The following is a 25,711-nucleotide window of genomic DNA, read 5'->3' as shown; positions in this document are numbered from 1 at the left end:
GGTTCTCCCTATTTTTTACCGGGGGCGGCGGCCGGCCGGGCGGCCCCCCCCGGGGGGGGGCACCCCCACGGGGGGGGGGGGGCCCCCACTTTTGTCCGCGGACAAAAGTCGGCCCCCGGCGGCGTGCCGCCGACTCAGACCCTGGTGCGGGCCACGGGGATCCACAGCTGGGCGTCGGAGTGGGCCGGCTCGTCCTCGGAGGCGCGGGTGCGCAGGATCTCCGGGCCCGGCCGGTACTCGTACGGGTTGGAGGGGATCCACTGGGCTGCGACGTCGCCCCACATCTGCTGCAGCGCCTGCGGGAACGGGCCGGTGTTCTCGAACACGGCCCAGGTGCCCGCCGGGCACTCCAGCACGTCGAGGTCCCCGGGAGGCTCGGTCCCGGCCGTGGTGACCACGGCGTGGTAGTAGTCGAGGTCACCGCCCTCCTCGAAACCGTCCGACAGACGCACCGTCGCCGACACCACCCCCTGCGGATCCTGGTCCGAGAGGCCGACGATCCGCAGCATCGTCTCCGCCGGGATGCTCTGGATGTGCTCGACGATGTGCGGGTTGACCCCCTGGTAGATCAGCGGGACGCGGGCCTTCTTGCCGACGACCCGGAATGCTTCCTTCTCCACGATGCGGTACCGCATGGTGCTGTTCCCTTCGACGGTGAGGCGGAAGGAGAGCCGGGGCTGCGCGCTCAGAGCCGCGCCGGTACGCCGGGCCTCGCCGGGACCGATGCCGTGCACGGCGCGGAACGCCCGGGCGAAGGCCTCGCCCGAGGTGTAGCCGTAGCGGATCGCGATCTCCAGCAAGGTCGGTTCCCCGGCCAGGACCGCGGCAGCGGCAACGGTCAGCCGCCGCCGTCGGACGTACTCCGACAACGGCATCCCCGCCAGCGAGGAGAACAGCCGCCGGAAGTGGTACTCCGACGTGACAGTGATCCGCGCCAGGTCCGACACCTCGATGCGCTGGTCGAGATGCGCCTCGATGTGCTCCATGGCCTGGTTCAGCCGATCCAGCAACTCCGGCCTCCTTCCCTTTCGATCACCCACGCTAGGAAGGACCGAGCCTGCCGCACCCGACATCCTGTGCCCGCTCCGGTCGGGTACGGAGGGCCGGCCCGGCCAGGATCGCTCCGGATCGAGCGGCCTGACGGGTGCGGAGCGGTCGCCGGGGATCAGTTGCTGCCGGAGGCCGGATCCTGACCGACGAGGTAGATCCGTTCGCGGAGCTGCGTCTCCGCCCAGTCCAGGTCGACGCGCAGGTCGAGCCAGACCCGGTCCTTGCGCCCACGGGGCCGGTCCAAGCTGACGGCGACCCAGGTGAACACGCCCTGGAGGACCTCGCGTGCGTGTCCGGGGCTGGTCACGGACAGCGCGAAGCGGAGGGCGATGCCGGCCCGGGTGACGGTCACGCGCTGCGGATCCTCAGGATCCCGGCGGCCGCCTGTGAAGTAGCGCGGGTCGTCGAGAACCTTGATCCACTCCAGGACCGCTCCGGGGACCTGCCCGTCCAGGATCCTCGCGATGGAGTCTCGTACGGCGGCGTCCGGCCGTTCGGCGAGCCAGTCCAGCCAGTGCTGGGAATCGGTGAGCTTGGCGAAGTCGTCCTTCGGCGGGCCGTAGTTCGGATTCTCGACGAACTCGCCGGTCAGCCTTCCGTCCTCGCCGACCACCCAGACCCCCTGCACGGCCTCCCCCGGAACATAGCCGTTGGGGTCACCGATGAACGCAGGGTCGATCACGGCGACCGATCCGCCCGGGTTCTCAGCCGCCTGCGCGACGAGCTCCGGCGGAGGCGACTCCAGGACGGGAACGGCCCGACTTTTGTCCGCGGACAAAAGTCGGGCCGTTCCCGTCAGAGCCTGGTGGCCGGTCAGCGGTTGGCGGACCGGCCGTTGCTGTCGATCAGGAGCATGGTCAGCTCCGCGCGCTGCTTCGGCGGCATGTTCTGGCGGATCGCCTCGAAGACCGCCTGGGGGTCGGCCCAGGAGACCGGCCCCCCTTCCGGGCTCGTCGTCGCCTGCTCCGGGATGGCCGTCTCCGGCTCGTAGGCGGGAGCCGGCTGGGCGGCGGGAGCCGCCTCGGGGGCGAAAGACGGCACCGGTGCGGGTGTCGGCTCGGGCTGAGCCGCCGCGGGAGCCTCCTGGGGGAGGGGGGCCGGAGGCGTACTCGCGACCGGCTCGGCGATCGGGGTCATGGCTTCCGGGGCTGCCTCCGGGAGCGCTTCCGCCTCCCGACTTTTGTCCGCGGACAAAAGTCGGGGCTGAGACTCGGCCTGCTCCGGAGCCTGCTCCTGGACCGCATCGGCGGGACGCGGCTCGGCCACGGCCGGTGCCGGAGCTGGCACCGGCACCGCAGCCGGAGCAGGCGCAGGCGTCGGGGCGGGCTCGCGCGCCTCGCGCAGGAGCTCCCGCTGGGCCGCCTTGGACTGGGCCTCCTGCGCCTTGTTCTCCTGGAGGTAGTCCAGCAGCGCCGCCGCGTCCGCGCCCGGCCGGTCCTTGGCCGCCCGCGCCAGGAGGCGTCCGTCGCGCTCCGGCATGTCACCGGAGCTCAGCATCCTCTGGATCTCCTCCGGGAGTTCCAGCAGCACCAGCTGGTTGGTCACCCAGGACGGCGACTTGCCCAGCCGCTCCGCCGCGCGCGACTTCGCCCCGTGCTCCCGGCCCTGCTCCGCACAGGTGTCGACGAGCTGCTGCACGCCCCGGGCGCGCTCGATCACGTCGAAGTCCTCGCGTTCGAGGTTCTCCGCGAGCAGGTGGTCGATGAAGTCCGCCCGGGAGGCCGCCAGGTCGTCGCGGACGACGAAGTCCAGCGACTCCAGCCCCACGTGCAGGGCGCTGCGGAAACGGCGCTCGCCGTTGATGAGGATGTACGCCGACGTGCCGACCCGGCCCTCGTGGTCGGGCCAGAGGGAGAGGTACGCGCCGCGGGTGACGGCGACGCAGGCCGACAGCTGGGCCTGGCGCAGCTCCTCGCCGAAGCGGGTCTTCTCCTCGTCCGTACCGAAGTTGCGGCGCGGGTTGAGGGGAGTGGGGGAGACCTGGTCCAGGGGAACGCGGATCAGCTCGTACGCCGGTACGTCGCCCTGGGCGATGGCCTTGGCCCGACCGCGCTCGCTGCGGCCGGCGGTACGGCGTGCGTTGCTGAAGGCCGCGCCGGTGCCGAGGAGGTCGCTCTTGCTCATGCCGCGATCCTCCGGGCGATCTCACGCATGGCCTCGGACTGCTCGCAGTCCGGCGCGTAGTGCAGCAGGGGCAGCTTGACGCGTACGGCCTCGCGCTGCTCCTTGAGGTCGGCGATGACGGTGATGACCGGCGGGTCGCCGAACTCCTTCCAGCTGTTGAGGGAGGAGGTGACGACGTAGCCCTTGCGGCTGTCGTAGAGGTTGACCACGAAGCCGAGCTGCGTGATCTCGATGCCGAGGTCGTCGATGAGGTCCTCGAGCTGCTCGCTGAGCATGTCGTAGGCGTCGGCCGAGGTGTCCTCCGCCTGCACCGGGATGATCACGCCCGAGCCCTTGGGGGACTCGCCCTCGCGGGTGCGCGCGTAGTAGAGGGCGGTGTCCATGGTGTAGCCGAGGCTGGGCGGGCAGTCGACGACGATGTAGTCGAACTCCTTCTCCAGCTCTTCGAGCGCCTTCTCCAGCGCGGTCTCCTTGGTCCGGACGTGGCGGGTGGTGGCCAGCCGGGCGTCGAGGAGGAACGCGTCCTTGCAGGAGGGGAGGAGGAAGAGGCGGCCGGCGAACACCCCGTGCTCGATGGGCACGAGGAGGTCGCGGATGCGGCCGTCGATCTCGCCGAGCATGAACTTGGCGAGGCTGGGCTCCTTGATGCTGAGCATCTCGGCGCCGAGGTGGCGGGTGAGGTGGCCCTGGGGGTCGAAGTCGATGACGCAGACGCGGGCGCCGGTTTCGGCGAGGGCCTGGGAGAGGCCGTTGCTGATGGCGCTCTTGCCCACGCCGCCCTTCTGGTTGCAGACCACGATCCGGCGCGCGCCCTCGTTCGCGGGGCGGCGGCGGCCGGCGGGGGAGGGGTGGGTGTCGAGCCACAGGCGGATCGACTGGGCGAGGCCCTGGTTGTACGGGACCTCCCGTACCCGGCAGTCCTCCTTGAAGTCGCCGTACAGGCCGGTGGGGAGGTACGTCGAGAAGGAGGATGCCCCCGAGGTGTCGACGGCCGTTGCCGCGGACGCGTCGGCACGCCAGGCGTGGACGCCCTCGGTGACGGCGTCCTGGATGTCCACGCCCAACTGCGCTGCGCGGACCTTGAGTTCCTGCCGCAGGGTGGCGGGCAGCTTGGCGACTACCTTTTCCCTGACTTCCGGATCGTATGGAGCGGTCATGCGGGTACCTTACTAACCTTCCGGCGGGAAGGCGAAGAGGCACACCGAAATATGTTGCCCTGGTATGGGGAGGCTTGGCCGGAAAAGATCACCGGTTGCCCCGGCCCGGAAAGCGGGCCTGGCGGCCCGTCAGGGCGACGATCGACGATCACACCTGCGACGCCTGCCGACTTCCGACGACCCCTGACGTGACGGCCCGGAGGGCATGACCGGGCCCGGTGGAGCCTGACTGCTCCGTTGGGGCGACGCTCCACGCCCCTGAGAGGGCTCCACCCTCCATCGAAAAGCCCTGTGCGCCCCGCTGGAGGCCTCTGGTCGCCGGGAAGGTCGCGGGACACCAGGGGAGTTGAGATCGGCCGCCTGAGGGGCCGTTCTGTCGGTCGATTTTTGTCCGTTGTGCCGGAAAACGAGCGAGCCGCCCCGAACCTCGTCCGTTCCGCCCTGACGAAGGCGCCGTCCGCGTGCGGCTGGTCGACTTGCGCTCAGCCAGCGGCGGATCGGTCTCCGGTGATGCGGTCCGCCACCGAGAAGTCCGTCCCGCAGTCCGGACATGTCGCATCGCCGAAGACGTAGGTGAGCGCGTCGGCGAGTTCCTGCTGCCCGTCGGCGAGCGCGATCCGGTGGAGCCGTCGGCCGATGCCTGCCATGGCTGCGGGATCGACGGGACGCAGCGGCCTCGTCTCGACCTCGTGCTCCGCCAGCGCGTAGTCGCTGCTCGTGGAGAAGAATCCGTACGCGCCGATGGCGATGAACAGGTGGACCCGGCAGCCGGGGCAGGTGACCGCGTACTCCTCGCTGACGAGGCCCCAGGCCAGCTCCTCGCTCCAGCTCATGACGCCTTCGAAGCCGAGCATGCACTCCAGGAGGTAGGTGTACTCGGTGCGATCGGGAGCCGTCCGGAGATGTGCGTGCACCAGTGCCAGCAGGGTCTCGGTCTCCGCCGCGTACAGCGCGCGGACGTCGCCGCCGGCTCCGTGCGACTGCTCGGAACCGGCCAAGATCGCGCCTGCCAGGTTCAGGGCACTGACCGCCTGCTCCCGGTCGTCGCCACCGGCCACCTCCGCCAGCCATGGCAAGGCCGCGAAGCTGGCCGAGTAGACGCTGCCTTGATGGCACAGCGCCGACCACAGATCGCTCCAATGCTCGGGGCTCGGCTCCGATGCGATCTGCTCCAGCAGCGCCGGTATGTCCTCCGCGCAGCCGTATGCGTGTCTGAGTCGCGACCAGTCCGTCATGCCGGAATCCAATCAGGTCGGCGAACCGACACCGCCGGCGCGTCGGACCGGCCGCACGTCAGGGTTCTTGCCGGTTCGCCGCCTGCGGTCCGGATGTCCCAGGGGCCAGCCCCTGGACCCCGCCAGCGCCTGGCCGCGCTGGACCGGCCTCGGCATGGGGGGCTGCTCGCCCCCCAGACCCCCTCGCCAGGCGCTCGGGCGCCCTGGACCCGCTCCCCCTCACGCCCTGCCCCTGCTCCCTGACGGTCGCCGGTGCACCCCTCGGGCGCTGGGCGCCCTCACTGGGCATGAGGGCCGGGCAGAGGGGGGCTGGTGCCGGAGGTGCTTGGGGCGGGGGAGTACCGGTGGGTATGTCAGCCGGAGCCGACCTGTGCTGAAGGTGCGTCGGCCCAGGTATCGAAGAGGGGAGGGGAAGGGTACGAGGGGCCTGGGGCCTGCCTGCCTGCCTGCCTGCCTGCCGGAAGGAATGGGGCGACAGGGGCTCGGCAACCAGGAGTAAGGATTCGGGAAGCCGGGGGAGGGTCGAAGTACGTCGCCGGGCTGCTCTTTTAGTAAGAGAGCGCCGCGTTTTCAAGCCTCTGACCTGCGGTTTTCTCAGAGCTGATGTGTCACCCAGGACACATTCGAGGTTCCGCAATGTATACCCGGCGGGCACATTTCGCGGAAAACTCAAGCAGGGCTTGAGTTTTGCCCCGCCTCGTCCCGCTGCGCGGCACCGCAGGTCAGAGCGTTGTCCGGTGAAGGCCGGACGGCCCGCACACACGCGTGGCCGCTACATGCACGTGTCGCCATTCCGGCAACCGAAATCAAGCAGGCGTGGACTTTCGGCGTTCGACAGCGCGGAAACTCCAGCCACCGTGGAGTTTCCGCGCAGCGCTCGAACAGATCCCGGCGCACGGTCGCCCTCCGGCGCGCCGAGGCGTCAAAAGACAAGCAGGAGTTGATTTTTTGGATAGCCTCGGACCGCCTGAGTAACAAGGAGGTCCTGTGACATCTGATCCGCCCGCCCGTCGTCGGCGCGGGCCCCGAGCCGTGCCCGTCCCCACCGCCGCGGGCAGCGAAGCCGAGTACGGAGACATCCTGGCGGTCCTCGGTCAGCAGCTCGGCGAGAAGGTCGCCGAAGCCACCGACCCCGGAGGCCGTCGCCGGCTCAAGGGAGTCCACTTCGAGTACGCCGCCGACCCCAAGTCCGTGCACGACATGGCCGGGGGATCCGGGTACAGCCTGGCCAGCAACTGGTTCACGCAGCTGCTGGCCCAGCTCGCCGTGGCGAACAGCATCACCAAGTCACAGCTCTGCGTCTTCCTCTTCGTGGCCGGCGGGCAGGTGCCGGGAACCGGTGTCACCCCGTACACGCAGCAGGAGATCACCGATGGGCTGAACAAGATCGCCGCTCAGAAGGGCGGCAAGATGATCACGCGGTCCACGGTCAACCGCGCCGTTCAGGCGCTGTGCGGCTACAACTGGGTGGAGAAGGCGGGCCGGGGCCGGATCCAGCTCAATGTGCGCCTGTGGTTCCACGGCAACAGCACGGCCCAGCACGACGTACTCGCCGAGATCGCCGACCGGCACGAGCACGACGTCGCGGCCTTCCCCTACGCTGTGGGCCCGCAAGGTGCCCATCAGGAGGAACTCGACCTCGATTTCGGGGCGGCGGCCGACTATCGCGGAAGGAAACGTACCGGGTGATAGTGCTGCCAGGCCCGTCCTCCATCACGGACCACCGCCACCGCTCACGAGGAAGGCCGTCCCATGGCTAACGTCATGTCTCCGATCGTCGCGGAGCGCATCTGGGCCCTGCCGCTGTCAGGGTCCGCCGTCAAGTTCCTCCAGTACCTGGTCGCCCGGAGCGACTTCGGGGGAGCGCTGGGGGTCCGGCAGAAGGACATGGCGGCCGAGTACGGGGTCACGCCGCAGGCCGTCAGCGGGCTCATGGCCCCGCTGTGCGAGCTGAACATCGTGCTCCGCCCGCGCAGCGAGGAGCGCAACGGCAACTCCTACCGGCTCCACCCGCTCGCGGCGAAGTACGAGAGCCCGGAGAGCATGGAGGCCGCCTTCCGCGCGGCCCTGGTCCGCATCCAGGCCGGCGACCTGCCCAACCTGAAGCTGCCCACGTACCACCAGGCCCCGCCCACGCCGACGACGGGCCGTCCGAAGCTCCAGGTGGCCTGAGCGGGAGCCTGCGGGGCAGGAGTGGGAGCAGGACAAGGGAACAGGACAAGACGAAGGGCCCTCCACGATGTGGAGGGCCCTTCGCGCCTGAGTAACTCGTGCCGCCACTATATCCGCCGTGCCCTGGGTTGGGACAGCCGAACCGGGCAGCCCACCGGAACAGTGTCCGGACCCGGCCCGGCCCGCTTCACCACTCCTCGGTCCGTCAGTCCCTGCAGTCCCTCGGTCCCTGAGTCCCTGGGTCCGTACCTCCAGGGACCGAAGCCGCCGACACCTGGAGTCGGCCCTCTCACCGCGCTCCGTGGATCCTCACAGCGGACCGCGTTCGGTCCCTCGGTCCCTGAGTCCCTGAGTCCCTCCACGTTTACGCAGGTCAGAGCAGGTTCAGACACAAAAGCAGGGACTGAAGGGACTCAGAATCCACTCTTCCAGCCTTTACGTGCGTGCGTGTATGCGCGGGCGTAAGGAGTACTGGTGCCATATTCACGTCATAACTAGAAAACTGAGTCCCTTCAGTCCCTTCGAATCCGGGAGCAACCGCCTGACCAGCAGGTTTGTCAGTGACTGAAGCGACAGGGACCGAAAGGGGCCTGACGGCCTTTCCGTCCCTGTTCGGGGGGTGGGAGGGAGCAGGGGGAGGGGGGCCCAGGACTTCCGGAGGGACTCAGTCCCTGGCTCCCTCCGGAAGGAAAACCGGCAATACGGGGCAATCCACCCGAGCCAGACTACTGCCACCACAGCCCGGAGGGACTCAAGGGACTGAAAATTCAAAACAGTCGCAGCTGCTTGCACTGCTTCGGCGTGTCGCTGCGCTAGGCTCCGGCATTGTGAAAGTTTGGTCCCTTCAGTCCCTGCCCGGGACCGGGGCCGACCCTCCCACCAGCTCACACGGTCCAACCGAGCCACACCGCACCGCCGAGGAAGACATACGTGCCAGCCCACAGCGCAACGCCGCCACCAGCGGCCGCCGTCGGCTCCCGGCACAGCCTTGACGTGGCGCTCTGGTTGGCCTCCCGGGGCATGCCCGTCCACCCCCTCGCCCCAGGGGCCAAGACGCCCCCCGCGAACTGCGCCCGCTGCCGGGAGCACCACCACGCACCCGAGGCCTGCCCCTGTACGGCAGAGGGACGCTGGTGCCACGGCTTCCACGCCGCCACCACCGACACCGACGTCATCAGGGACTGGTGGCGCCAGGAGCCGGAGTTCGGCGTCGGAGTCTCCTGCGGCCCGGCCGGCCTGGTCGTCATCGACGTGGACACCCACCCGGCCCCGCTGCCGGACCGGGGGCGCCTGCTGCCCGGCATCCCCCTCGACGAACGGGTCGACCTGACCGGGCTCGGCTCCGGCTACGACACCCTCGCGCTCCTGGCCGCGCTCCGCCGACGCCCCGATCCCGCCCGGGACGGCGGCACCCTGCGCGTACGCACCCCCAGCGGAGGCCTGCACATCTGGTACCGCGCCCCGCTGGGAGGCCCGGCCATCCGCTCCTCCAGCGGCAACGGCACCCGTACGGCCCTCGCCTGGCAGGTGGACGTACGGGCCACCGGCGGCTACATCGTCGCGCCCGGCACCCGCACCGCCGCCGGCACCTACGAGGCCCTGCCGGGCTCCCGTACGCCCGCAACCCTGCCGCTGTGGCTCAACGCCGAACTCGCCCGCACCGGCCACCACCCCGCCCCGCAGCCCGCCCCGCAGCCCGCGCCGGAGCGCGCCCCCGGGCCGCGGAGCACCCGGATCACGGCGGCGCCCGCGACGCCGCCGGCCGGGGCCGACGACGCCCACCGCATCCTCGCCCCCCTCCTCGCCGAAGTCCGGGCCTGCGCCCAGGCACCCTCGGGCACCGCGTTCGGCGAGAAGCTCAACCGGGCGGCCTTCACCGCCGGCGGCCTCGCGGCCGCCGGCCACATCACGCTGCCCGAATGCGCCGACCTCCTCACCGACGCGGCGAACGCGGCCCGCCCGGGCCGACAGCGCCGCAACCGCCTCGTCATCGACTCCGCGCTCCGCGCCGGCAGCCACCGCCCCATCCACCCCAAGGGACGTTCATGAGCAGCGCAGGAAGCACCGGCTTCGACGCGCACGCCGCCGCGGAGCAGCTCGCGGTCTTCGCCGCCGAAACCGCCGGAGCGGCCGGGACCACCGGAGCGGCCGCGACCGCCGGGACGCCCGGAACGGCCGCGGCTCCAGGTGCTCCCGGTATCCCCGGTGCCCCCGCTGCGCCCGGTACCCCTGGAACAGCCGGGGCCACGGACGCCGCCGCGACCGCCCAGCTCCCCGCCCAGCAGGTCTCCACGCCCGGGGCCGTCTCCCGCCCCGGTGACTTCGTCCAGGCCGGCCTGCTCCTCAACCTCACCGACCGCGGCAACGCCAAGCTCTTCGCCCACCTCCACAACCACCGCTTCCGCCACGTCGAGGGCCTCGGCTGGTACGTGTGGGACGAGTACCGCTGGAAGCGCACCGGCGGCGAGAAGGCGGCGATCTGGGCGGCCGGCGACATGGCCGAGGAGATGCCGCTGCACGACCCCCGGGGCCACTTCACCGACCGCGAGCTCGCCCAGCACCGCAAGCGCGCCATGTCGACCTCCGGCGTCAAGGCCATGCTGTCCCAGGCCAAGGCCTCCCCGGAGCTCGCCCTCGACCCCGACACCCTCGACGGCGACAAGTACGCCCTGTGCACCCCCGCCGGCGTCGTCGACCTGCGCACCGGCGAGCTGCGCAAGCCCGACCCGCTCCGGGACCTGCACTCGCGCGCCACCTACCTCGCCCCCGAGGCCCGCCCCACCCCCCGCTTCGCCCGCTTCCTGACGGAGACCTTCGGCGACGACGACAAGGGCAAGGAGATGATCACCTTCGTCCATCTCCTGCTCGGCTACTCCATCACCGGCGACGTCGGCGGCCAGGTGCTGCCGTTCCTCTACGGCATCGGCGCCAACGGCAAGTCCGCCCTCATGGACATCGTCATCAAGATCCTCGGCGACTACGCGGACGTGGCGCCGCCCGGCTTCCTGATGGAGCGCGGCAAGTTCAACGAGCACTCCACCGAGCTCACCGAACTCCACGGCCGCCGCCTGTTCGTGTGCAGCGAGCTCAAGCCCCACGACAAGTTCGACGAGGCCCGCGTCAAGCTCCTCACCGGCGGCGACCGGCTCAAGGCCCGCCGCATGCGCCAGGACTACTTCAGCTTCGAGCCCACCCACAAGCTGTGGCTGCTCGGCAACCACCGCCCCGAGGTCGGCACCGGCGGGCACGCCTTCTGGCGCCGCATCCGCCTCATCCCGTTCGACAAGGTCGTCCCCGATCACCGCAAGATCGACAACCTGGCGGAGGAACTCGTCAACCACGAGGGTGCCGGCATCCTCCACTGGATGATCCAGGGCGCCATGGCCTACCTGAGGACCAAGCCCTCCCTCACCGGGCCCACCGTCGTGCGCACCGCCACCCAGGCCTACGCCACCACCGAGGACCACATCGGCCGCTTCCTCGCCGAATGCTGCACCACCGGCGACGGCCCCGAGGAGCCGCGGGACTTCAAGGTCGAGCAGGGTGCCCTCTACCGCGCCTACAGCACCTGGTGCCAGGAGGGCGAGGGCCTGCGCCCCGCCACCACCCGCGCCTTCGCCACGCGCATCCGCGCCGAGGTGGGCATCTCCTCGCCCGGCGAGATGCTCCGCTCCAACGGCCAGAAGTTCTACCCCGGCCTCGCCCTGCTCGCCGAAGAGGCCGGATGAGGGCGTACGGGACCGCACGGGGCGCCCGGCGAACGGGGCAGCCCCGGGGTGAACCGCCCGGGCCTACTGTCCGCCACCGCATCCAGACACCTACCATGGACACGCAACGAATGAGCCAGCCACAGGACGCCGCCGCGCACACCGGCATAGCCCATGCCCGGCGCCCGGTAGCGTGGCCAGTCCGGCCCGTGCAGCAGCTACGTCAGACCGAGAGGGGACCAAGGCCATGAGCTCGCTACTTCAAGCAAGCGATCTCACCCACGAGGACAAGGTGGTGTGGCTGGAAGACCCCGCGCAGCTCGACTACGTACGCCAGGCCCTCGACAAGACCCCGCGCCGGCGCGGCAAGCCCCGCTACTACCGGGACGGCCGCATGGTCGGCTTCGCCGAGCTCTGCGACAGCGCGGAGGCGGACCCCGACAGCGGGCTCCAGAAGCGCCGCGTCTTCTACCTCCTCCCGCACGACCGCGACGCGGAACCGGACGGCCTCTACCGGGCCGGTGCCCCCGGCGAGGCGGTGGACCCCCGTACGGTGGAGCCCCGGCACGTCGGGATGAAGACGGAACGCTCCCAGCGCGGCGCCGCGGGCACGACGACGCGCACCGTCGCCTGACACGGGGCCCCGGCCGGTCGGTCGACACCGTGCACGTAGTTCGAATGTTCGGTCCCTTCAGTCCCTGAGTAGGTCCCCTCGGCACTCTGACCTGCAAGGACCGCCAGGGACTGAAGGGGGCGTACGGTAGCGCGCCCTGCGCGGACGCGGCGGACCGCCCGTGAGCCGACGGTGCCCGCGGCGCCCCGAGGGCCTCTGCCCGGCCGGGCCCGCCGGGCCACGTTCGTGTGGGAATCCGCCTTCCGCCCACGCGCCGAGGAGCGCCCCGGTAGCGTGGCGCCGCCGTGGGGCCGGAGCCGGCCGCCGCGCACGAGCGGCGCGCCTGCGTGCGACGTGCGCCCCCGGGAAGAAGGAGGCCCCCGCGTGACCGGAACCTGGCTGCCGCCCGAGCAGTACGTCAAGACCATCGCGAACGCCACCAGTTACGCGGCGCTCTACTTCACCGACACCGCCGGCCGCCCGGTCCAGCTCCGCGCCGTCGGGGACGCGGGGACCTGGCAGTGGCCCGGCGGCAACATGGACCACGGCGAGACGCCGTGGGAGTGCGCCGTGCGGGAGTGCTTCGAGGAGACGGGCATCTCCTTCGCCGGGCCGCAGAAGCTCCTGGCCGTGCACTTCATCGCCCGGGGCGCCGCCTGGCCCCTGAACAAGTTCGGCGTGGTCTTCGACGGCGGACACCTCACCGACGCGCAGATCGCCCGCGTCACCCTCGACCCGGCCGAGCACACCGAACTCCGCGTCCACACGCTCGGGGAATGGCAGCAGATCATGCACCCGGACGGCTTCGCCCGCCTCCGGGCAGCCGACACCGCCCGTCGCACGGGCACGGTCGCCTACCTGGAGCGGTAGGCCGCCGACTGCGCCCCGGCGCACGGGCAGCCGCTGCACCGTCCACGCACCTACGGGGTGGTGCGGCGGAGGCCCGGCCACTGGAACGGGAGGGTGCTCGGGGGAGCAGGCGGTCGGGGGTGTCGGCCGGGTAGACGTGAGGGCCGCCGGCCCCGCCGGTCCACTCCTACCCCCTGGCCGCGGTCACCCGTCGCGACGGGACCGACCGGGCGCCCAGCTCCGTGTCGGCGGCCCGCAGGGGTCGCGCAGGACGAGGACGGGGAGCCCCTCGGCCTCGCGCCGACGGTCCGCTGCCGGCCTGCCCCGAGCTGGGCGGTCTCGTTCTCGTCGAGGGTGATGTCGCGGCGCTCGGCGGGAGGGCGGCCGGCTGCGGGTGTGATGATCACGAAGGCGCCGCCGGCGCGCAGCCGTGCGCCGAGTGATTGCAGGACGCGGCCGCCGCCGTCGGGGGCGGGGGCGTGCTCGGCGAGAAGGGCCCGCTCCACGTCGCCGAGGGGGGAAAGCCGCGGCCGTCGGCGTAGTGCCGCCGCCACTGGTCGCGGGCGGTGCATCCCACTGCTGCTCCTCAGGTGGTCGGGCCCGGTGATCGGTGCGCCGGTCACGGCCGGCTCGTGGTGCGGTGGCGGGCCAGGGTGCGGCGGCCGTGTTCGACGAGCTCCGGGTCGGCGCCGTACCGGATGCGCCGGACGTACGCCTGCGGCATCAGGACTTCGCGCGGCAGCGCGAGCGGCGCCTCGCGCACCGGGCCGACGCCGGGCTCCCCGTCCTCCGCCGGACATGACGCACGCCCACGCCGAAGGTGCGCCGGTCAGTGGAGCCGGGGCGTCCAGGGGTGGGGGCCGAGGGTGTGGGTGAGGGCGCGGGCGAGCCAGGCGCGCTGTTCGGTGTCGAGGAGGGGGAGGGCGGCGTCGAAGTCCTGCTCGTCCTTCGGGCGGGGGTGCTTCGCCTTGTAGTAGAGCTGGATCTCAGGCCTCAGGTAGGGGATGCCGTCCGGGCTGACCGCGCCGATCCCGGCGACCGGTCGGCGCACGCCGGCGTCGCGCCGGGACACCCACTGGCCGTGCTCCGCCTCGTCCAGCATCACCTGGATCCGCCAGGCAGCGTCCGGCGCGGGACGGCACCAGATGTCGTGGACGCCGGGGTGCAGGTGCTCCCCGGGGCGCCAGGGGCGCAGGGTGCCGGGCGGGTCGGCGGCCCACCACTCCCACCCGGCGAGGACCTCCTGGACGGCGTGCTGGTCGTCGCGCAGGAGCAGGACGTCGATGTCGTCGTGGGGGCGGAACGTGCGGCCGACGGCGAGTTCGATGGCGTGGCCCCCGGCGATCCACCACCGGCAACCGGCCCGGCCGAACAGGTCGGCCACCTCGCGCAGGGGTGCGGGATCCCAGCGCGCGGAGGTTCCGCCCGTCAGGAGCCGGAGGGCGGTCGCCGGGTCGCCGTCGTGGCGAACGGGGTTCTCGTCGGGACCGGGCGGCTGGTACCGGTCGCGGAACCGGTGCAGGTCGTGCTCCTCGAAGCGGAGGTCGGCCGGGGACCCGTGGGCGTTGCGGTGCCGGATGCGCTCCCACAGGGTGTCGTGCCCGGCGTCGAGCAGCACGAGGACGGGGACCCCGCCCGCCTCGGTGACGACCTGCCGCCAGTCGTCGCGCTCGGCCCGGGTCCACAGCCCGTGATCGAGGACGACGGGCCGGCCCTCCGCGAGGAGCCGGCCCAGCCGGCGTTTGAGGTCGTCCAGGACCGGCCGCTCGTGGGCGGTGAAGGTGCCGCGCGGGTAGTCGACGCCGTACACGCCGTAGCGCCGGTGCATCTCCTCGTCGGGGCAGAGGCGGGTCACCCCGTGCGCTTCGAGGGCACGGGCCAGGCGGGACTTCCCGGACCCGGGCAGACCGACCAGCAGGAGGCAGCGCGGCCCGTCCGGGCCTTCGGGCAGGGAGGTGTGCTCGGACATCCGGGCACGCTACCGCCGGACGGCCCGTGCCGGCCGCCGGTTTCCGGTACGGGCCTGCCCGATCCCGTACGCGTCGACGCGTACGGAGGTCCCCGGCGGACCGGTTCGACCGGTCCGCCGGAAGCCGTAGCCGTCATCGGGAGGTTGCCGTGCGGTGCCCGCCCGGCCCGTGTCCGGTGGCTACTGCTTGACCCTCGTCAGGTGCACGGCCTTGACGTCGCTCGCGGTGACCCCGACCCGGTAGTCGCTGTCGTAGGCGGTGGCGGTCGCCTTCACCTCGACGTCACCGGACTGGAAGGGGGTGGCCCCCGTGGGGTCGGCCTCGGCGCTCCAGGCGACCGGCGCGCCCGGCACGCACGCCACGGTGGCGCTGTACGGCCCCCGGATCAGGGTGTTCCGCTTGACCTGGGTCACCAGGCCCGACACGTCCACCTGGACCGGCTTGTTGCAGCTGACCTTGCCGTTGACGGTCGCCCGGCCGTTCAGGGCGCTGGCCCGGCCCTCGACCGAGACGCCGACTCCCAGCGAGAGGGCGGCCGGAGGCGCCGGGTTCTGGATGTGCACCCGGCCGCGCAGGGCGGGGGCGCCGCCTTCGCAGTGCTGCTCGTAGGCGGCGTCGAGGGCCTCGACGTAGCCGTTCGGGCCCCAGGTGATCTTCGAGATGGTGAAGGATCCGGTCAGGGTGTTGCAGCCGCGTCCGTTGCCGTCGTGGCTGAGGCCCGGTGCGCCGCCGTCGTTGAACGGGTAGCGGGTGGCGCCCTCGTACGTGCCCGCCTGGAGCTCCCGGCCGGCCGGGGCGGCCAGCGAGAGGGACCACCAGTCGCCGTTGGCCCCGCTGATGCTGAGGCCGACGGTCGTCCGGCCGGCGGACCCGTTCACCTGGATCTGGTCCTTGCCGGCGGTGTAGGCGTACGAGCCGCCGCCGCTGATGTAGTCCCCCTGGTCGCCGTCGAAGCTGACGGTGCCCTCCGAGACCGGCTGCGCGTGCGCGCCGGCGGCCGTCAGCAGGCCTCCCGTGGCCAGCGCGAGCGTGAGACCCAGTCCGGTGACGGTGCGGGCGCAGGCGCGTCGCATCGTGTGTCGCGTCAAGATCAAATCCCCCCACGTGATGGTGCGTGGACCCTCGTACGGCGGCTGCCGCAAGGGCGGAGGGAGTCTTGCAAGGCGTGCGTTCGGCGACAACTCCATTTATTGGAGTGGTAGTTGGGATTGGCCCGATTCGTGTGTTCGGGAGGAGGGGGAGGGGGAGGGGGAGGGGGATGCGGCGGAGACGTCGGATGCCGCGTGACGGGCCGGGACGGCGGCGGCCCCGTATGGTGCCGGATCCGGCCCGGCCGGGCCCGGGCCCGGGCCTTCGACAGCGTCGAGTCGCGTCGCCCGCCCGGCCCCGAGCCCACGGGGGCGGGCCTCAGGGACGGGACTGGCCCTGCCAGGTGTGGCACGGCAGCGATTCCGCCAGCGTGCTGAAGAACCGCTGGTCGCGCCACGCCTCCACGTTCCCGATCACGAACAGCCGGCGCTTCGCCCGGCTCACCGCCACGTTCAGGAGGTTCGGGCGGGACGCCGCCCACGCCCGCGCTCCCGGGCGCCGCGGGTCCGTACCCAGGACCAGGATGACGACGTCCGCCTCCTTGCCCTGCGTCGTGTGCACCGTACCCACCCGGTCGGCCGGCACCAGGTCCCGGCACGCCCGCCGCGCACCCGCCACCACCTGCCGGAACGGGCTGATCACGAACACGTCCGCCGCCAGGTCCACGCCCGCCTCGTCCCGCAGCCGCTCCAGCACGCGCCGCAGCGCCCGCCCCTCCTCCGCGATCCAGTGCCCGTCCGCCTCCGCGCCGGTGACGTCCACCCAGCTGCTGCCCGGCCGGTAGGCGTACGCCTCCCGCGGCGGCGTCCCCTGCACCATCAGGCCGTCGTAGGCGACCGCGTTGCTCACCGAGAACATCGGGTCGTCGCACCGCCGGTGCACCCGCAGCGGTGCGCCGACCCACACCTCGTGACCGCCGTCGGGCAGTTCGGCGGGCAGCAGCGTGCCGTAGCGGTTGGCACGGTCGGCCAGCTGCTGGACCGACGTACGGCCCGGCGCCCACTCCTCCGCCACGCCGAAGTCCTCGCGCAGCGCCCGCTGCGCCGTCCACGGCAGCACCACCACCGGCTCCAGCTGGAGCGGGTCGCCGACGACGACCGTACGCCGCGCCCGCCACATGCCGCCCACCGCCATCTGCGGGGCCGCCTGCCCGGCCTCGTCGACGAACAGCCAGCCCAGCGCCTCCGCGCCGAGCCGCCCGAAGACCCGGTCCAGCGAGGCGAAGGTCGTCGACACGACCGGTACGACGAGGAACAGGCTCTGCCAGGCGGCCCGCACGTGCGTCTCCGGCACGGTCCTCGGCACCGCGCCGGCGACGGCGTCCATTGCGGCCATCAGGTTCGCGTACATGGTGCGGGCCGTGCAGCGCAGGAAGGCCCGGTGGAGGTCGAGCGCGGCGAGGAACACCTCGGTCCGGGCCCGCGTGATCTCGGGGTCGGACCAGGGCGCCGCCAGCTCGCGCACCGCGTCGTCCGTCAGCCAGGAGTCCTCCGGGACGAAGCCCTCCCAGCGGGCCCGCGCCGCCTCCAGCACCCGGTCGGTGCGCTCGGCGTCGGCGAGCGCCGCGCGCTGCGCCTCCTGGCGGGCGCGCAGGGAGGCCGCCGCCGCGCCCACCGCGTCCCCCACGCCGTTCGCGTGCGCCTGCGCCGCCTCGCGCGCCGTGCGCGCCTCGGCGACGAGGCCCGCGGCGCCGGCCTCGTCGGCGTGCCAGTCCCGGGCCGCCCGGCCCATCGTGAACAGGCTCACCGAGAACCCGGGCCGGCGGGCCAGGTGCGCCTGGTGCGCCTGCTCGGCGTCCGCGAGCCGCTGCTCGGCGCGGGCCAGCGCGGCCGCGGCGCCCGGCAGGTCCTCCCGTACGCGCTCCAGCGCCGCCGCGTCCCGCTCCGCGGCCAGCCGCGCCGCGTGCAGGGCCTCGTACGCCGCGGCCCGCCCGGCGTACGCCCCGCAGGCCGCGGCCCTCTCGTCGCGCAGCCGCTCGGCCTCGGCCAGCGCGTCCTGGAACCGCTGCCTGGCCTCCCGCCACACGCCGCTCTGCGGGGTGTCGCGCCACTGGCGCAGCAGGTGGGCGAGGCCGCTGCCGCTGTCGATCCAGGCGTCCCGCCCGCCGCGACGGCCCTGCGGCGGGACCGGCGGCGGGGGAGGGGCGCCGGCGTCGGTCCGGCGGTACTTGCCGTGCCAGAACCGGTTCACGAACTCCATGCGGTTGCGCTTGCTGCCCAGGCGGGCCGCCACCGCGCCCCACGCCGGTTCGCCCTTGAGCAGCCGGGTGGCCTGCTCGGCGAAGTAGTCGGCCTCCTCCCGCCACTGGCGGCCCAGGGCGGCGCGGGCGGGGATCTCGGTCGAGATGTTCTCCACCGCACCGTTGTTGGCGGAGGCGACGACCATCTCGAAGCCGGTGAACTCCGGGCGCAGCGGGGTGACCGTACGGGTGTAGTCGCCGCTCTTCCACACGTACGGGTCCTGCTGCGCGAAGGCTTCGGACGGCAGCCGGAGCGCGGCCAGCCGACGGGCCCGCTCGACGACGGCCGCGGCGAAGCAGTCGCGCAGCATGGTGGTCTTGCCGGTGCCGGGCGGGCCGTTGACGGCGAAGAGCCCGGCGGCGGGGGCCAGCTCGGCGTGCACGGCGTTCACCGCGAACTGCTGGCTCAGCGCGAGCGGATGCCCCGCCTCGGCCGGCCAGCGGCCCGCCGGGGTACGGTCGGGGGCGACCCCCGCGAGCGCGGCTTCGGGGTGGAGGCGCAGGTCCACGCGGCCGACCCGGCCGAAGGCGGCGCCGGGGGTGAGGTAGGCGGCGAGGCCCGGCCCGGGCTCCTCGCGCGCGAGGGCGCCGGCCACGCGTTCGAGGTCGGCGGCGAGGAAGCTGTTGAGGAAGTCCTGCTGGTCGGCGCCGTCGGCGCGGTCGATCCGTACGGCCACGCTGCGCACCCGCACCCCGACGGGCTCCAGGGCCGCGCCCACCCCCCAGGCGGCGGCCAGTTCACGGGTGAACCCCACCAACTCGGCGGCGCCCACCACCCCGGTTCCGACGGACGCCCCGTCCCCGCCCCCCTGCTCCGGCTCCCGCGACCCGTCGGGCTCCCCGAGCGCGGCGGCCCGGGCAGCCCACGCCTCGGCCTCCTCCTCGAACCCGTCCAGCCAGCCCCGGCCGCCGGGGCCGGGGTACAGGGCCCGGCCGGTGGCCCAGGCGCAGGAGGAGAAGACGGGGGAGTCCAGCAGCAGGCGCCCCTCGTCGGTCACGGTGAGGGCGAACAGCGCGCTCTCGCCGTCCATCCGGCCGTCGTGGTCCTCACCGCTCTCCCCGAACACGCGCAGCAGCGTGTCGCGCACGGCGCTCAGGGCGTACGCCCCGCCGTACACGACGTGCTGCCAGGCGTACCCCGGATCCAACGGCACGGCCCGCAGCGGATGCCCGGCGTCCCAGGGCAGCGGCCCGTCCCCCTCGACCGGGTACACCCGCTCCCGGGCGGACGGCCCGGGCACCTTCTGCGGGCTGAACAACTCGACGGCCCGCCAGTACGCGACCACCCCGCTCCGCCACCGCTGACCGGCCCCGCCCCTGACCCCTGCCACGCCCCGCTCCCACCGTCGGTGATGATCACTACGGGCACCCTACGGGGCGGGCGGGGGCGAAACAGGGGGTTACGGTCGGCGCAGGCCCCGGCGGCGCCGCTCCGCCCCACCGGCCCGCCCCCGGGCCCGCAGTACGACCGAACCGACGAACGAGGAGGGACCTTGAAGGTACTCATCGCAGGAGGCGCCGGCTTCATCGGCAGCACCATCGCCTCCGCCTGCGCGGACAACGGCATCACCCCCGTCATCCTCGACAACCTCTCCACCGGCCGCCGCGAGTTCACCGACGGCCGGATCTTCTACGAGGGCGACATCGGCGACGGGCCGCTGCTCGACCGCATCTTCACCGAGCACCCCGACATCCGGACCGCCGTCGACTGCGCCGCGCTGATCGTCGTCCCCGACTCGGTCGCCGACCCGCTCGGCTACTACCGCGAGAACGTCTCCAAGGGCATCCAGTTCCTGGAGCACCTCGTCCGCAACGACTGCCGCAACCTCCTCTTCAGCAGCTCGGCCTCCATCTACCGGGCCGACCCGGCGGACTTCTCCGTCGACGAACGGTCCCCCCTCGAAACCCTCAGCCCGTACGCCCGCACCAAGGCGACGTTCGAGACGATCCTGAGCGACGTCGCCGCGGCCGGAACCCTCAACGTCATCTCGCTGCGCTACTTCAACCCGATCGGGGCCGACCCGCGGCTCCGCACCGGCCTCCAGGTGCGCACGCCCACGCATGCCCTGGGCAAGATGATCGACGTGCACCACGCGGGCGAGCCGTTCACCGTCACCGGCACCGACTACCCCACCCACGACGGGACCGGCATCCGCGACTACGTCCACGTCTGGGACCTCGCCGCGGCCCATGTCAAGGCCATCGAACGGTTCGACGCCGTGACCGCCGCCGCCCCCTACCGCGTCATCAACCTCGGCACCGGCCGCGGAACGACCGTCCGCGAGCTCCTCGCCGCCTTCGAAACCGTCACCGGAACCCCGCTGGCCGCCGTCGAGACCGACCGCAGGCCCGGCGACTCGGCCGGCGCCTACGCCCGCGTCGACCTCGCCCGCGAGCTCCTGGGCTGGACGGCGGAGCACTCCGTCGAGGACGGCATCCGCGACTCCCTGCGCTGGTACGACCGGCGCGACGCGGTGATCGGCGCCGGCGAGTAGACCGACGCCGCGGGAACCGGGGGGGCGGCGGGGCCGGGGCCGCGGAAAATGCCGGTGGGCCCGGGGCCTTCCCGGTTATCTTGCCTCGTCATGAACAGGCCAGGGAGGTCCCCCGCATGAGCAGCACCCCGTCGTCTTTGCCCGAGCGGATCGAGCTGTCGGGGGAGGGGCTCGTCCTGCGCGACTGGAGGGAGAGCGACCTGGCCGCGATGCCGGAGCTGTTCGACCACCCCGACATCGCGTACTGGACGCCGATCGTGTCGCCCTTCGACGAGGCGGCCGCCCGCGCACGGCTGGTCCGGGACCGGCAGCTGCGGAGGGAGGGCACGACCGTCCTGCTCGCCATCACCGTCGACGGAGAGGCCCCGCTCGGCGAGATCATGCTGCGGCGCGCCCCCGAGGGCATGGAGATCGGCTACGCGGTCGGGCCCGCGCACCGGGGCCGGGGGCTGGCGGTGCGGGCGGTGCGGTTGATGGCCGCGTACGCGTTCGAGGAGATGGGCGCGGAGCAGGTGATCCTGGAGCTTGAGGCCGAGAACGCGGCCAGCGTCGCGGTGGCCGGCAAGGCGGGGTTCAGACTGCTCGACGTGCCGCTGATCACGGGCGAGGAGAAGGGGAGGCCCTTCGTCCTCCAGACGTGGGGCCTGGACCGCCCCTGACGACCGACACCGGCCCGCCGGGGTCCGCACCGGCGGGCGGGTTCCCAGGAGCGGGACGGCGCCGGCGGCGCGGTCATCCGAAGGGGCCCCGGCCGGCCAGGGCGATGAGCTGGACGTCCATCTCGTCGGCCTGCGCACGCAGGATGCTCGCGACCGTTCGCATCGTGTCCTCGTCCAGACGCTCCGGGGCCGCCCGGTCCTGCGCCGGCCGGACGGCCCCGTCGGACAGCCCGTGCTGGTCGAACGCCCGCGCCAGGTCGCGGAGCATCGCGGTGACGTCCTGGGCGGCCACGTAGAACTGCCCGTCGGCGCCGCGACGTACGGGTGTCTCCGCGTCCGTGTGCCGCCAGACCATCTTCCTCACCCCACTGAGATCACGCCCCACCAGGCGGTGCGTCTCTGCCCGGTCCCATCCTGCTCCCAACGGGTGCCGCCGGCGAAGGGGTTCGGGGCCTTCGGCGTGTCGGCACGCCGAGGGCCGCTCCTTCGTGGTCACCCCGCCCTCCTCTGGCGCGCGCACGCCAGTCGCGCTGCGGTCCGTCCCCTCACCGGCGGGCCCCGCCGTGGACGAGGGCCAGTTCCCGGGCCGTCAGGGGTGGTCCGCTCAGCGGCGGGTACTGCGGTCCCCGTACGGCGCCCAGCAGGACGCGCGGCCTGACCAGGCTCGTCAGCGGGGCCTGGAGCGAGGTGACGTCCGAGAGGTCCTGCACCATGCTGAACCGTCCGCAGCTCGTCCTCACCAGGCGGTCCACGTAGCGGCCCAGGATCCTGTCCCGGAGGTTCGGACCGCCGCCCCGGACCTCCGGGTAGAACACGTCCTGCCCCGTGGCCAGCTCCCAGGCCGCGCCGACCGGCCTCGCCATGGCCCGCTGGACGTGCCGTGCGAGACCGGGGGAGTCGACGCCGCGGGCCCCGACCTCCCTCCGCAGGACCTCCGCCGTCTGCGCGGCGACGGACATGCCGTGCCCGTACAGGGGGTTGAACGCCGCGAGGGCGTCGCCCAGCACGACGAAACGTTCCGGCCAGTCCCGCACCCGCTCGAAGTACCGGCGCGTATTGCGCGTGCTCCTGCTGAGCGACACGCCCGTGAGGGGCTCCAGGCGGGAGATGATCTCCCCGACCACGGGGTGGCGGAGCCCGCGCGGGAAGGCCGCGAAGCCCTCCGCGTCGTCCGTCGGCTCGCCCGCCCTGGTGCCCGTCTCCGTGACGATCCACCGGCCGTCCTCCACCGGCAGGATGCTGGCGCTCTGCCCGGGGCGCCCGCTGCGGGGATCCGACTGCACGCTGACGATGGGGAAGCCCCCGGCCCCTTCCGGGGCACGGAAGACCCGTGTCGCGTACACCAGGCCGAGGTCCAGGGAACGCTCGGGCGCGGGGGCCACCCCCAGCTCCTCCAGGTGACCGGGCGTCCGCGAGGCGCGTCCGCTCGCGTCGACGACGAAGTCGGCTTCCAGGCTCTGCGTGCGGCCGTCCAGCCCGCGTACGCGCACCCCGGTCACGCGGCGCGCGCTGCCCGTCAGGCCCTCGACCCGGGTGCGCCGCAGGACCGCGACCCCCTCCCCGGCCAGGACGTGCTCGCGCACGACGGAGTCCAGCAGGTCCCGGCTGCACCCCAGGACGAAGTGGGTCTCGCGGCCCCAGCGCCTGAACCAGCCCTGGGAGCTGAGCGCGACCATGCCGGTCGGGATCGGAATGCGGTTCGCGCCGGCCGCCAGCCAGCGGTCTGTGATCCCCGGCAGCACGGCTTCGGCGGCGTGGACGCCACCGCTCCAGAACATGTGCGCGTGGCGCGCCTGGGGAAGCCCCCGGCGGGGGAGCGGCCCGTCCGGCAGTTCGTCGCCCTCGACGACGAGGACCTCGTCCACCGCGCCGCGCAGCGCGGCGGACGCCAGCATGCCGGTCAGCCCCCCGCCGATGACCAGGGCGCGCCGGTGGAGCGCGGTGCGGGTGCGGGCGGTACCCGGATCGTTCACGGCACCGCCTTCCGCGGTGCCGTCGACGGGTCGTGCGCGTTCCGGGCGTGCCCGGCGGCCGCGAAGCCCCCGCGCGCCGCCATGACCCGTACCGCGTCGGAGAGGCGTACGAGTCCGTCGTCGCTGTCGATCAGACCCTGAACGCTGCCGCTGCCGCTGCCGCTGCCGCTGCCGTCGTCGGGGCGGGTGCGCAGGGAGTCGAACGCGGCGATGACCAGTGCCGCGTGCTCCGCCGCCCCCGGCTTCAGCGCACCGGGGACCGCCGCGCACCCGGGCCCGTGTCCGTCCGTTCCCGTGCCGTGTTCGAGGTAGGGGGCGAGGAGCCGCAGGCCGTCCCGGATGTCGCAGGTGCGCCGCAGGTGGCGCCGGCTCAGCGAGCACCACGGGGGGATCCGCACCAGCTCGTACGGGATGACCAGGCGCATGACCTCCCACAGCGGACCCAGCCGGTGGTACCTCGCCCGGCGCCGCCACTGCCGGTGCAGGCTGTGGCCGACGGCGGGAAGGGCGAAGCCGACGCACTGGAGCAGTGAGGAGAGGGCGGCCATGGAGGGGGCCACCGTGGTGCTGATGCCGTCCCAGTCGTGGCCGGCCCAGCGGGCGCCGACGGCGAGGAGCTTGCCCGCCGTGTATCCGAGCCCCAGGACCCCTCCGGCCACGATCAGGACGAGCCCGGCGCGCAGCAGACCGGTGACCTCGCGGGCCCACCGCCAGCACAGGACCGACAGGACGGCCGTCGCCACCGCGTGGGCCACGAGGTAGAGGACGATCATCTCGCGGAGGTAGGGCGTGGTGGAGTAGTACGTGTCGAAGTCCTGGAGGCGTTCGTCGGGCGCGTCTCCGAGGGCGAACAGGGCGAGCAGGGCCACGATCACCGCCCCGTAGACGCCGGCGCACCAGAGGGTGGCCGCACGCCGCCGCTCCTCCGGGCCCCCCTGCCAGGTCAGCATCAGGTTGATGACGCCTGCGCTCCCGGCCGTGACGACGGCGTAGACCAGCGGGGCGGAGAAGTTGGCGACGCCGGTGAGCGCGTTCACCTCGGACACGGTCGGCGGCGCGGCGAAGAAGAAGACCACGGCGCCCAGGGGGATCACCACGCCCACCGAGCGGACCAGCGGATCACGCCAGTGCCGCACGAGCCCGGGCACCCTCAGGGCGAAGGAGCCGAGCAGGAGGAGCGCGGGGATGTAGTAGTAGACGCTGCTCAACGGGTGGCCCCTCCGGCTCCCGGCCCGCCGGCGGCCCGCTTCCAGGTGTGCACGAGCGCCTGCGAGATGCGGACGAGGTCGCGGTCCTCGCCCGCCGGTTCCTGAAGGGCCCGCGAAGAGGCGATCACCCGTCGTTCGGGGTCGGCGCGCATGGTCTCCACCGCGGCGAGGACCATGGCCGCGTCCGCGTCGGCCGCCGCGCGGTCGCCGGTCGCGCCGTCGGCGACCGCCTCGGCCAGGGTGCGCGCCCGCAGACCGAGGTCGAAGTACGGGTTGAGGGTGAGCAGTCCGTCATGGATCAGGGATTCCCGCTGGAGCCGCCGTACGCCCACCGAGGCGAGCAGCGGCACGCTGACCGCGGCCCGGGTCGGTGCCAGCCCGCCCACCAGCCGTGACAGCGGTTCCAGCCGCCGGTACCGGGTCCAGTCCTGCCAGCGCCCCCGGAAGCGCCGTACGACGATCGGCAGCACCATGCCGCAGGCGATGAGGGGGGCGGCCACCGAGGTGAAGCCCCGCGCCACCTCGGTACTGAGGACGTCCCAGTCCGCGCCGGCCCACCGCGCGCCCAGGGCGGTGAACTTGAGCAGGCCGAAGCCGATCGCGAGGCCGTAGCCCGTCACCATCAGGGCCAGCCCCGCCCGCAGTTCCCCTCCCACGTGGCGCAGCCAGCGCCAGCACATGGAGGCCATGACGGTGGCCGCCGCGGTGTGGCCGACCAGGTAGAGGACGATCATCTCGCGCATGTACGGGGTGTTGGCGTAGTAGGTGTCCAGGTCCCGCAGCCGCTCGACGGGCGCCTCCGCCTGTGCGAACAGGACGACCAGGGCGACGCAGAGGGTCCCGTAGCCCCCGATGCACCAGCGGGTGGCCCGCCGGATGCGTTCGGGGGAACCGCCCCGCCAGTTGATGATCAGCACGATGCCCGACGCTGCGCAGGCCATGGCCCAGAAGTAGTCGAAGGGCGCTGCGGCGTTCGGCACGCCCGTGAGCTCGTTGATCTTCGCCACCACCGGGACGGAGGTGAAGAAGAACACGCCCACGCCGGCCACGAGCATGGCCATGACCGCCCGGAGCAGGGGGTCGTGCGGATTCCTCAGCAGGCCGGGGAGCCTGAGCAGGGCGGCCACGCCGCCCAGCACCGTGGGGAAGAGAACGGTCGGATCGGGCATCG

The 25,711-nt window shown here is 72.9% G+C and carries 21 protein-coding genes and 1 pseudogene; 8 read left to right on the top strand and 14 right to left on the bottom strand.

The genetic code is table 11. The features are described from left to right. Positions 1-134 precede the first annotated feature (134 nt). The 5 genes from ACIRBY_RS25760 to ACIRBY_RS25740 all read right to left on the bottom strand — a co-directional run bounded on the left by ACIRBY_RS25760 (position 135) and on the right by ACIRBY_RS25740 (position 5,566). Positions 135-1,010, bottom strand: coding sequence for a GyrI-like domain-containing protein (locus tag ACIRBY_RS25760; protein ID WP_403904430.1), 876 nt, complete (start codon positions 1,008-1,010; stop codon positions 135-137). 155 nt (positions 1,011-1,165) lie between these two features. Continuing rightward, positions 1,166-1,732 (bottom strand): hypothetical protein, encoded by a 567-nt coding sequence (locus ACIRBY_RS25755; protein ID WP_403904427.1) that lies wholly within the window; start codon positions 1,730-1,732, stop codon positions 1,166-1,168. Between the two features lie 131 nt (positions 1,733-1,863). Next, positions 1,864-3,174 (bottom strand): ParB/RepB/Spo0J family partition protein, encoded by a 1,311-nt coding sequence (locus ACIRBY_RS25750; protein WP_403904424.1) that lies wholly within the window; start codon positions 3,172-3,174, stop codon positions 1,864-1,866. After that, positions 3,171-4,331, bottom strand: a complete 1,161-nt coding sequence (locus ACIRBY_RS25745) for a ParA family protein (protein ID WP_366454795.1) — start codon at positions 4,329-4,331, stop codon at positions 3,171-3,173. The genes ACIRBY_RS25750 and ACIRBY_RS25745 overlap by 4 nt, the downstream gene beginning before the upstream one ends. A gap of 482 nt (positions 4,332-4,813) precedes the next feature. Then, positions 4,814-5,566: a hypothetical protein gene (locus ACIRBY_RS25740; RefSeq protein WP_403904421.1), complete on the bottom strand. Its 753-nt coding sequence runs from the start codon at positions 5,564-5,566 to the stop codon at positions 4,814-4,816. 987 nt (positions 5,567-6,553) lie between these two features. On the opposite strand from ACIRBY_RS25740, the gene ACIRBY_RS25735 reads away from it, so the two are divergent. The 6 genes from ACIRBY_RS25735 (at position 6,554) to ACIRBY_RS25710 (ending at position 12,928) form a co-directional block, all read left to right on the top strand. After that, positions 6,554-7,255 (top strand): hypothetical protein, encoded by a 702-nt coding sequence (locus ACIRBY_RS25735; protein WP_390690557.1) that lies wholly within the window; start codon positions 6,554-6,556, stop codon positions 7,253-7,255. Positions 7,256-7,318: 63 nt separating this feature from the next. Beyond that, positions 7,319-7,738, top strand: coding sequence for a hypothetical protein (locus ACIRBY_RS25730; protein ID WP_042815027.1), 420 nt, complete (start codon positions 7,319-7,321; stop codon positions 7,736-7,738). Positions 7,739-8,731: 993 nt separating this feature from the next. Next, positions 8,732-9,787 carry a bifunctional DNA primase/polymerase gene (locus tag ACIRBY_RS25725; RefSeq protein ID WP_403904417.1) on the top strand — a complete coding sequence of 352 codons (1,056 nt, stop codon included), beginning with the start codon at positions 8,732-8,734 and terminating at the stop codon, positions 9,785-9,787. Continuing rightward, positions 9,784-11,466 carry a phage/plasmid primase, P4 family gene (locus ACIRBY_RS25720; RefSeq protein ID WP_403904415.1) on the top strand — a complete coding sequence of 561 codons (1,683 nt, stop codon included), beginning with the start codon at positions 9,784-9,786 and terminating at the stop codon, positions 11,464-11,466. The genes ACIRBY_RS25725 and ACIRBY_RS25720 overlap by 4 nt, the downstream gene beginning before the upstream one ends. Positions 11,467-11,692: 226 nt before the next feature. Beyond that, positions 11,693-12,079 carry a DUF6009 family protein gene (locus tag ACIRBY_RS25715; RefSeq protein WP_042812893.1) on the top strand — a complete coding sequence of 129 codons (387 nt, stop codon included), beginning with the start codon at positions 11,693-11,695 and terminating at the stop codon, positions 12,077-12,079. Positions 12,080-12,442: 363 nt separating this feature from the next. Next, on the top strand, positions 12,443-12,928 hold the full coding sequence (locus tag ACIRBY_RS25710; protein WP_403904413.1) for an NUDIX domain-containing protein: 486 nt from the start codon (positions 12,443-12,445) through the stop codon (positions 12,926-12,928). Positions 12,929-13,526: 598 nt separating this feature from the next. Here the strand turns inward: ACIRBY_RS25710 and ACIRBY_RS25705 are convergent. From ACIRBY_RS25705 to ACIRBY_RS25685, 5 genes and pseudogenes are all read right to left on the bottom strand, one after another. After that, entirely contained in the window at positions 13,527-13,670 is a 144-nt protein-coding gene (locus ACIRBY_RS25705) for a hypothetical protein (RefSeq protein ID WP_403904411.1), read from the bottom strand. A gap of 66 nt (positions 13,671-13,736) precedes the next feature. Continuing rightward, positions 13,737-14,339 (bottom strand): nucleotidyltransferase domain-containing protein, encoded by a 603-nt coding sequence (locus tag ACIRBY_RS25700; RefSeq protein ID WP_403904465.1) that lies wholly within the window; start codon positions 14,337-14,339, stop codon positions 13,737-13,739. A gap of 69 nt (positions 14,340-14,408) precedes the next feature. After that, a pseudogene (locus tag ACIRBY_RS25695) lies at positions 14,409-14,876 on the bottom strand (AAA family ATPase); the annotation flags it as partial. A gap of 180 nt (positions 14,877-15,056) precedes the next feature. Continuing rightward, a complete protein-coding gene (locus ACIRBY_RS25690; RefSeq protein ID WP_403904408.1) occupies positions 15,057-15,965 on the bottom strand; it encodes a hypothetical protein in 909 nt (302 codons plus the stop codon). A gap of 319 nt (positions 15,966-16,284) precedes the next feature. After that, complete coding sequence (locus ACIRBY_RS25685) at positions 16,285-19,536, bottom strand: DEAD/DEAH box helicase (RefSeq protein WP_403904405.1); 3,252 nt, start codon at positions 19,534-19,536, stop codon at positions 16,285-16,287. A 162-nt stretch (positions 19,537-19,698) separates the two neighbouring features. On the opposite strand from ACIRBY_RS25685, the gene galE reads away from it, so the two are divergent. Both galE and ACIRBY_RS25675 read left to right on the top strand, forming a co-directional pair. Next, a complete protein-coding gene (gene galE / locus ACIRBY_RS25680; RefSeq protein ID WP_403904404.1) occupies positions 19,699-20,700 on the top strand; it encodes a UDP-glucose 4-epimerase GalE in 1,002 nt (333 codons plus the stop codon). Positions 20,701-20,816: 116 nt separating this feature from the next. Further along, positions 20,817-21,359, top strand: a complete 543-nt coding sequence (locus ACIRBY_RS25675; protein WP_403904402.1) for a GNAT family N-acetyltransferase — start codon at positions 20,817-20,819, stop codon at positions 21,357-21,359. Between the two features lie 73 nt (positions 21,360-21,432). Here ACIRBY_RS25675 and ACIRBY_RS25670 read toward each other — a convergent pair whose 3' ends face one another. From ACIRBY_RS25670 to ACIRBY_RS25655, 4 genes are all read right to left on the bottom strand, one after another. Continuing rightward, the gene (locus ACIRBY_RS25670; protein ID WP_403904400.1) at positions 21,433-21,723 is read right to left on the bottom strand and encodes a hypothetical protein; all 291 of its coding nucleotides are present in this window, start codon (positions 21,721-21,723) and stop codon (positions 21,433-21,435) included. Positions 21,724-21,904: 181 nt separating this feature from the next. Further along, a complete protein-coding gene (locus ACIRBY_RS25665; protein ID WP_403904462.1) occupies positions 21,905-23,254 on the bottom strand; it encodes an FAD-dependent oxidoreductase in 1,350 nt (449 codons plus the stop codon). 74 nt (positions 23,255-23,328) lie between these two features. After that, positions 23,329-24,540, bottom strand: coding sequence for an MAB_1171c family putative transporter (locus ACIRBY_RS25660; protein ID WP_403904397.1), 1,212 nt, complete (start codon positions 24,538-24,540; stop codon positions 23,329-23,331). Next, the gene (locus tag ACIRBY_RS25655; protein WP_403904394.1) at positions 24,537-25,709 is read right to left on the bottom strand and encodes an MAB_1171c family putative transporter; all 1,173 of its coding nucleotides are present in this window, start codon (positions 25,707-25,709) and stop codon (positions 24,537-24,539) included. The genes ACIRBY_RS25660 and ACIRBY_RS25655 overlap by 4 nt, the downstream gene beginning before the upstream one ends. Positions 25,710-25,711: the final 2 nt, after the last annotated feature.

The organism is Streptomyces sp. NPDC096136 (genome assembly GCF_044763325.1).
Lineage (GTDB): Bacteria > Actinomycetota > Actinomycetes > Streptomycetales > Streptomycetaceae > Streptomyces.
Note: the sequence above shows the minus strand (reverse complement) of the source record. Positions and strands in the feature narration are given on the sequence as shown.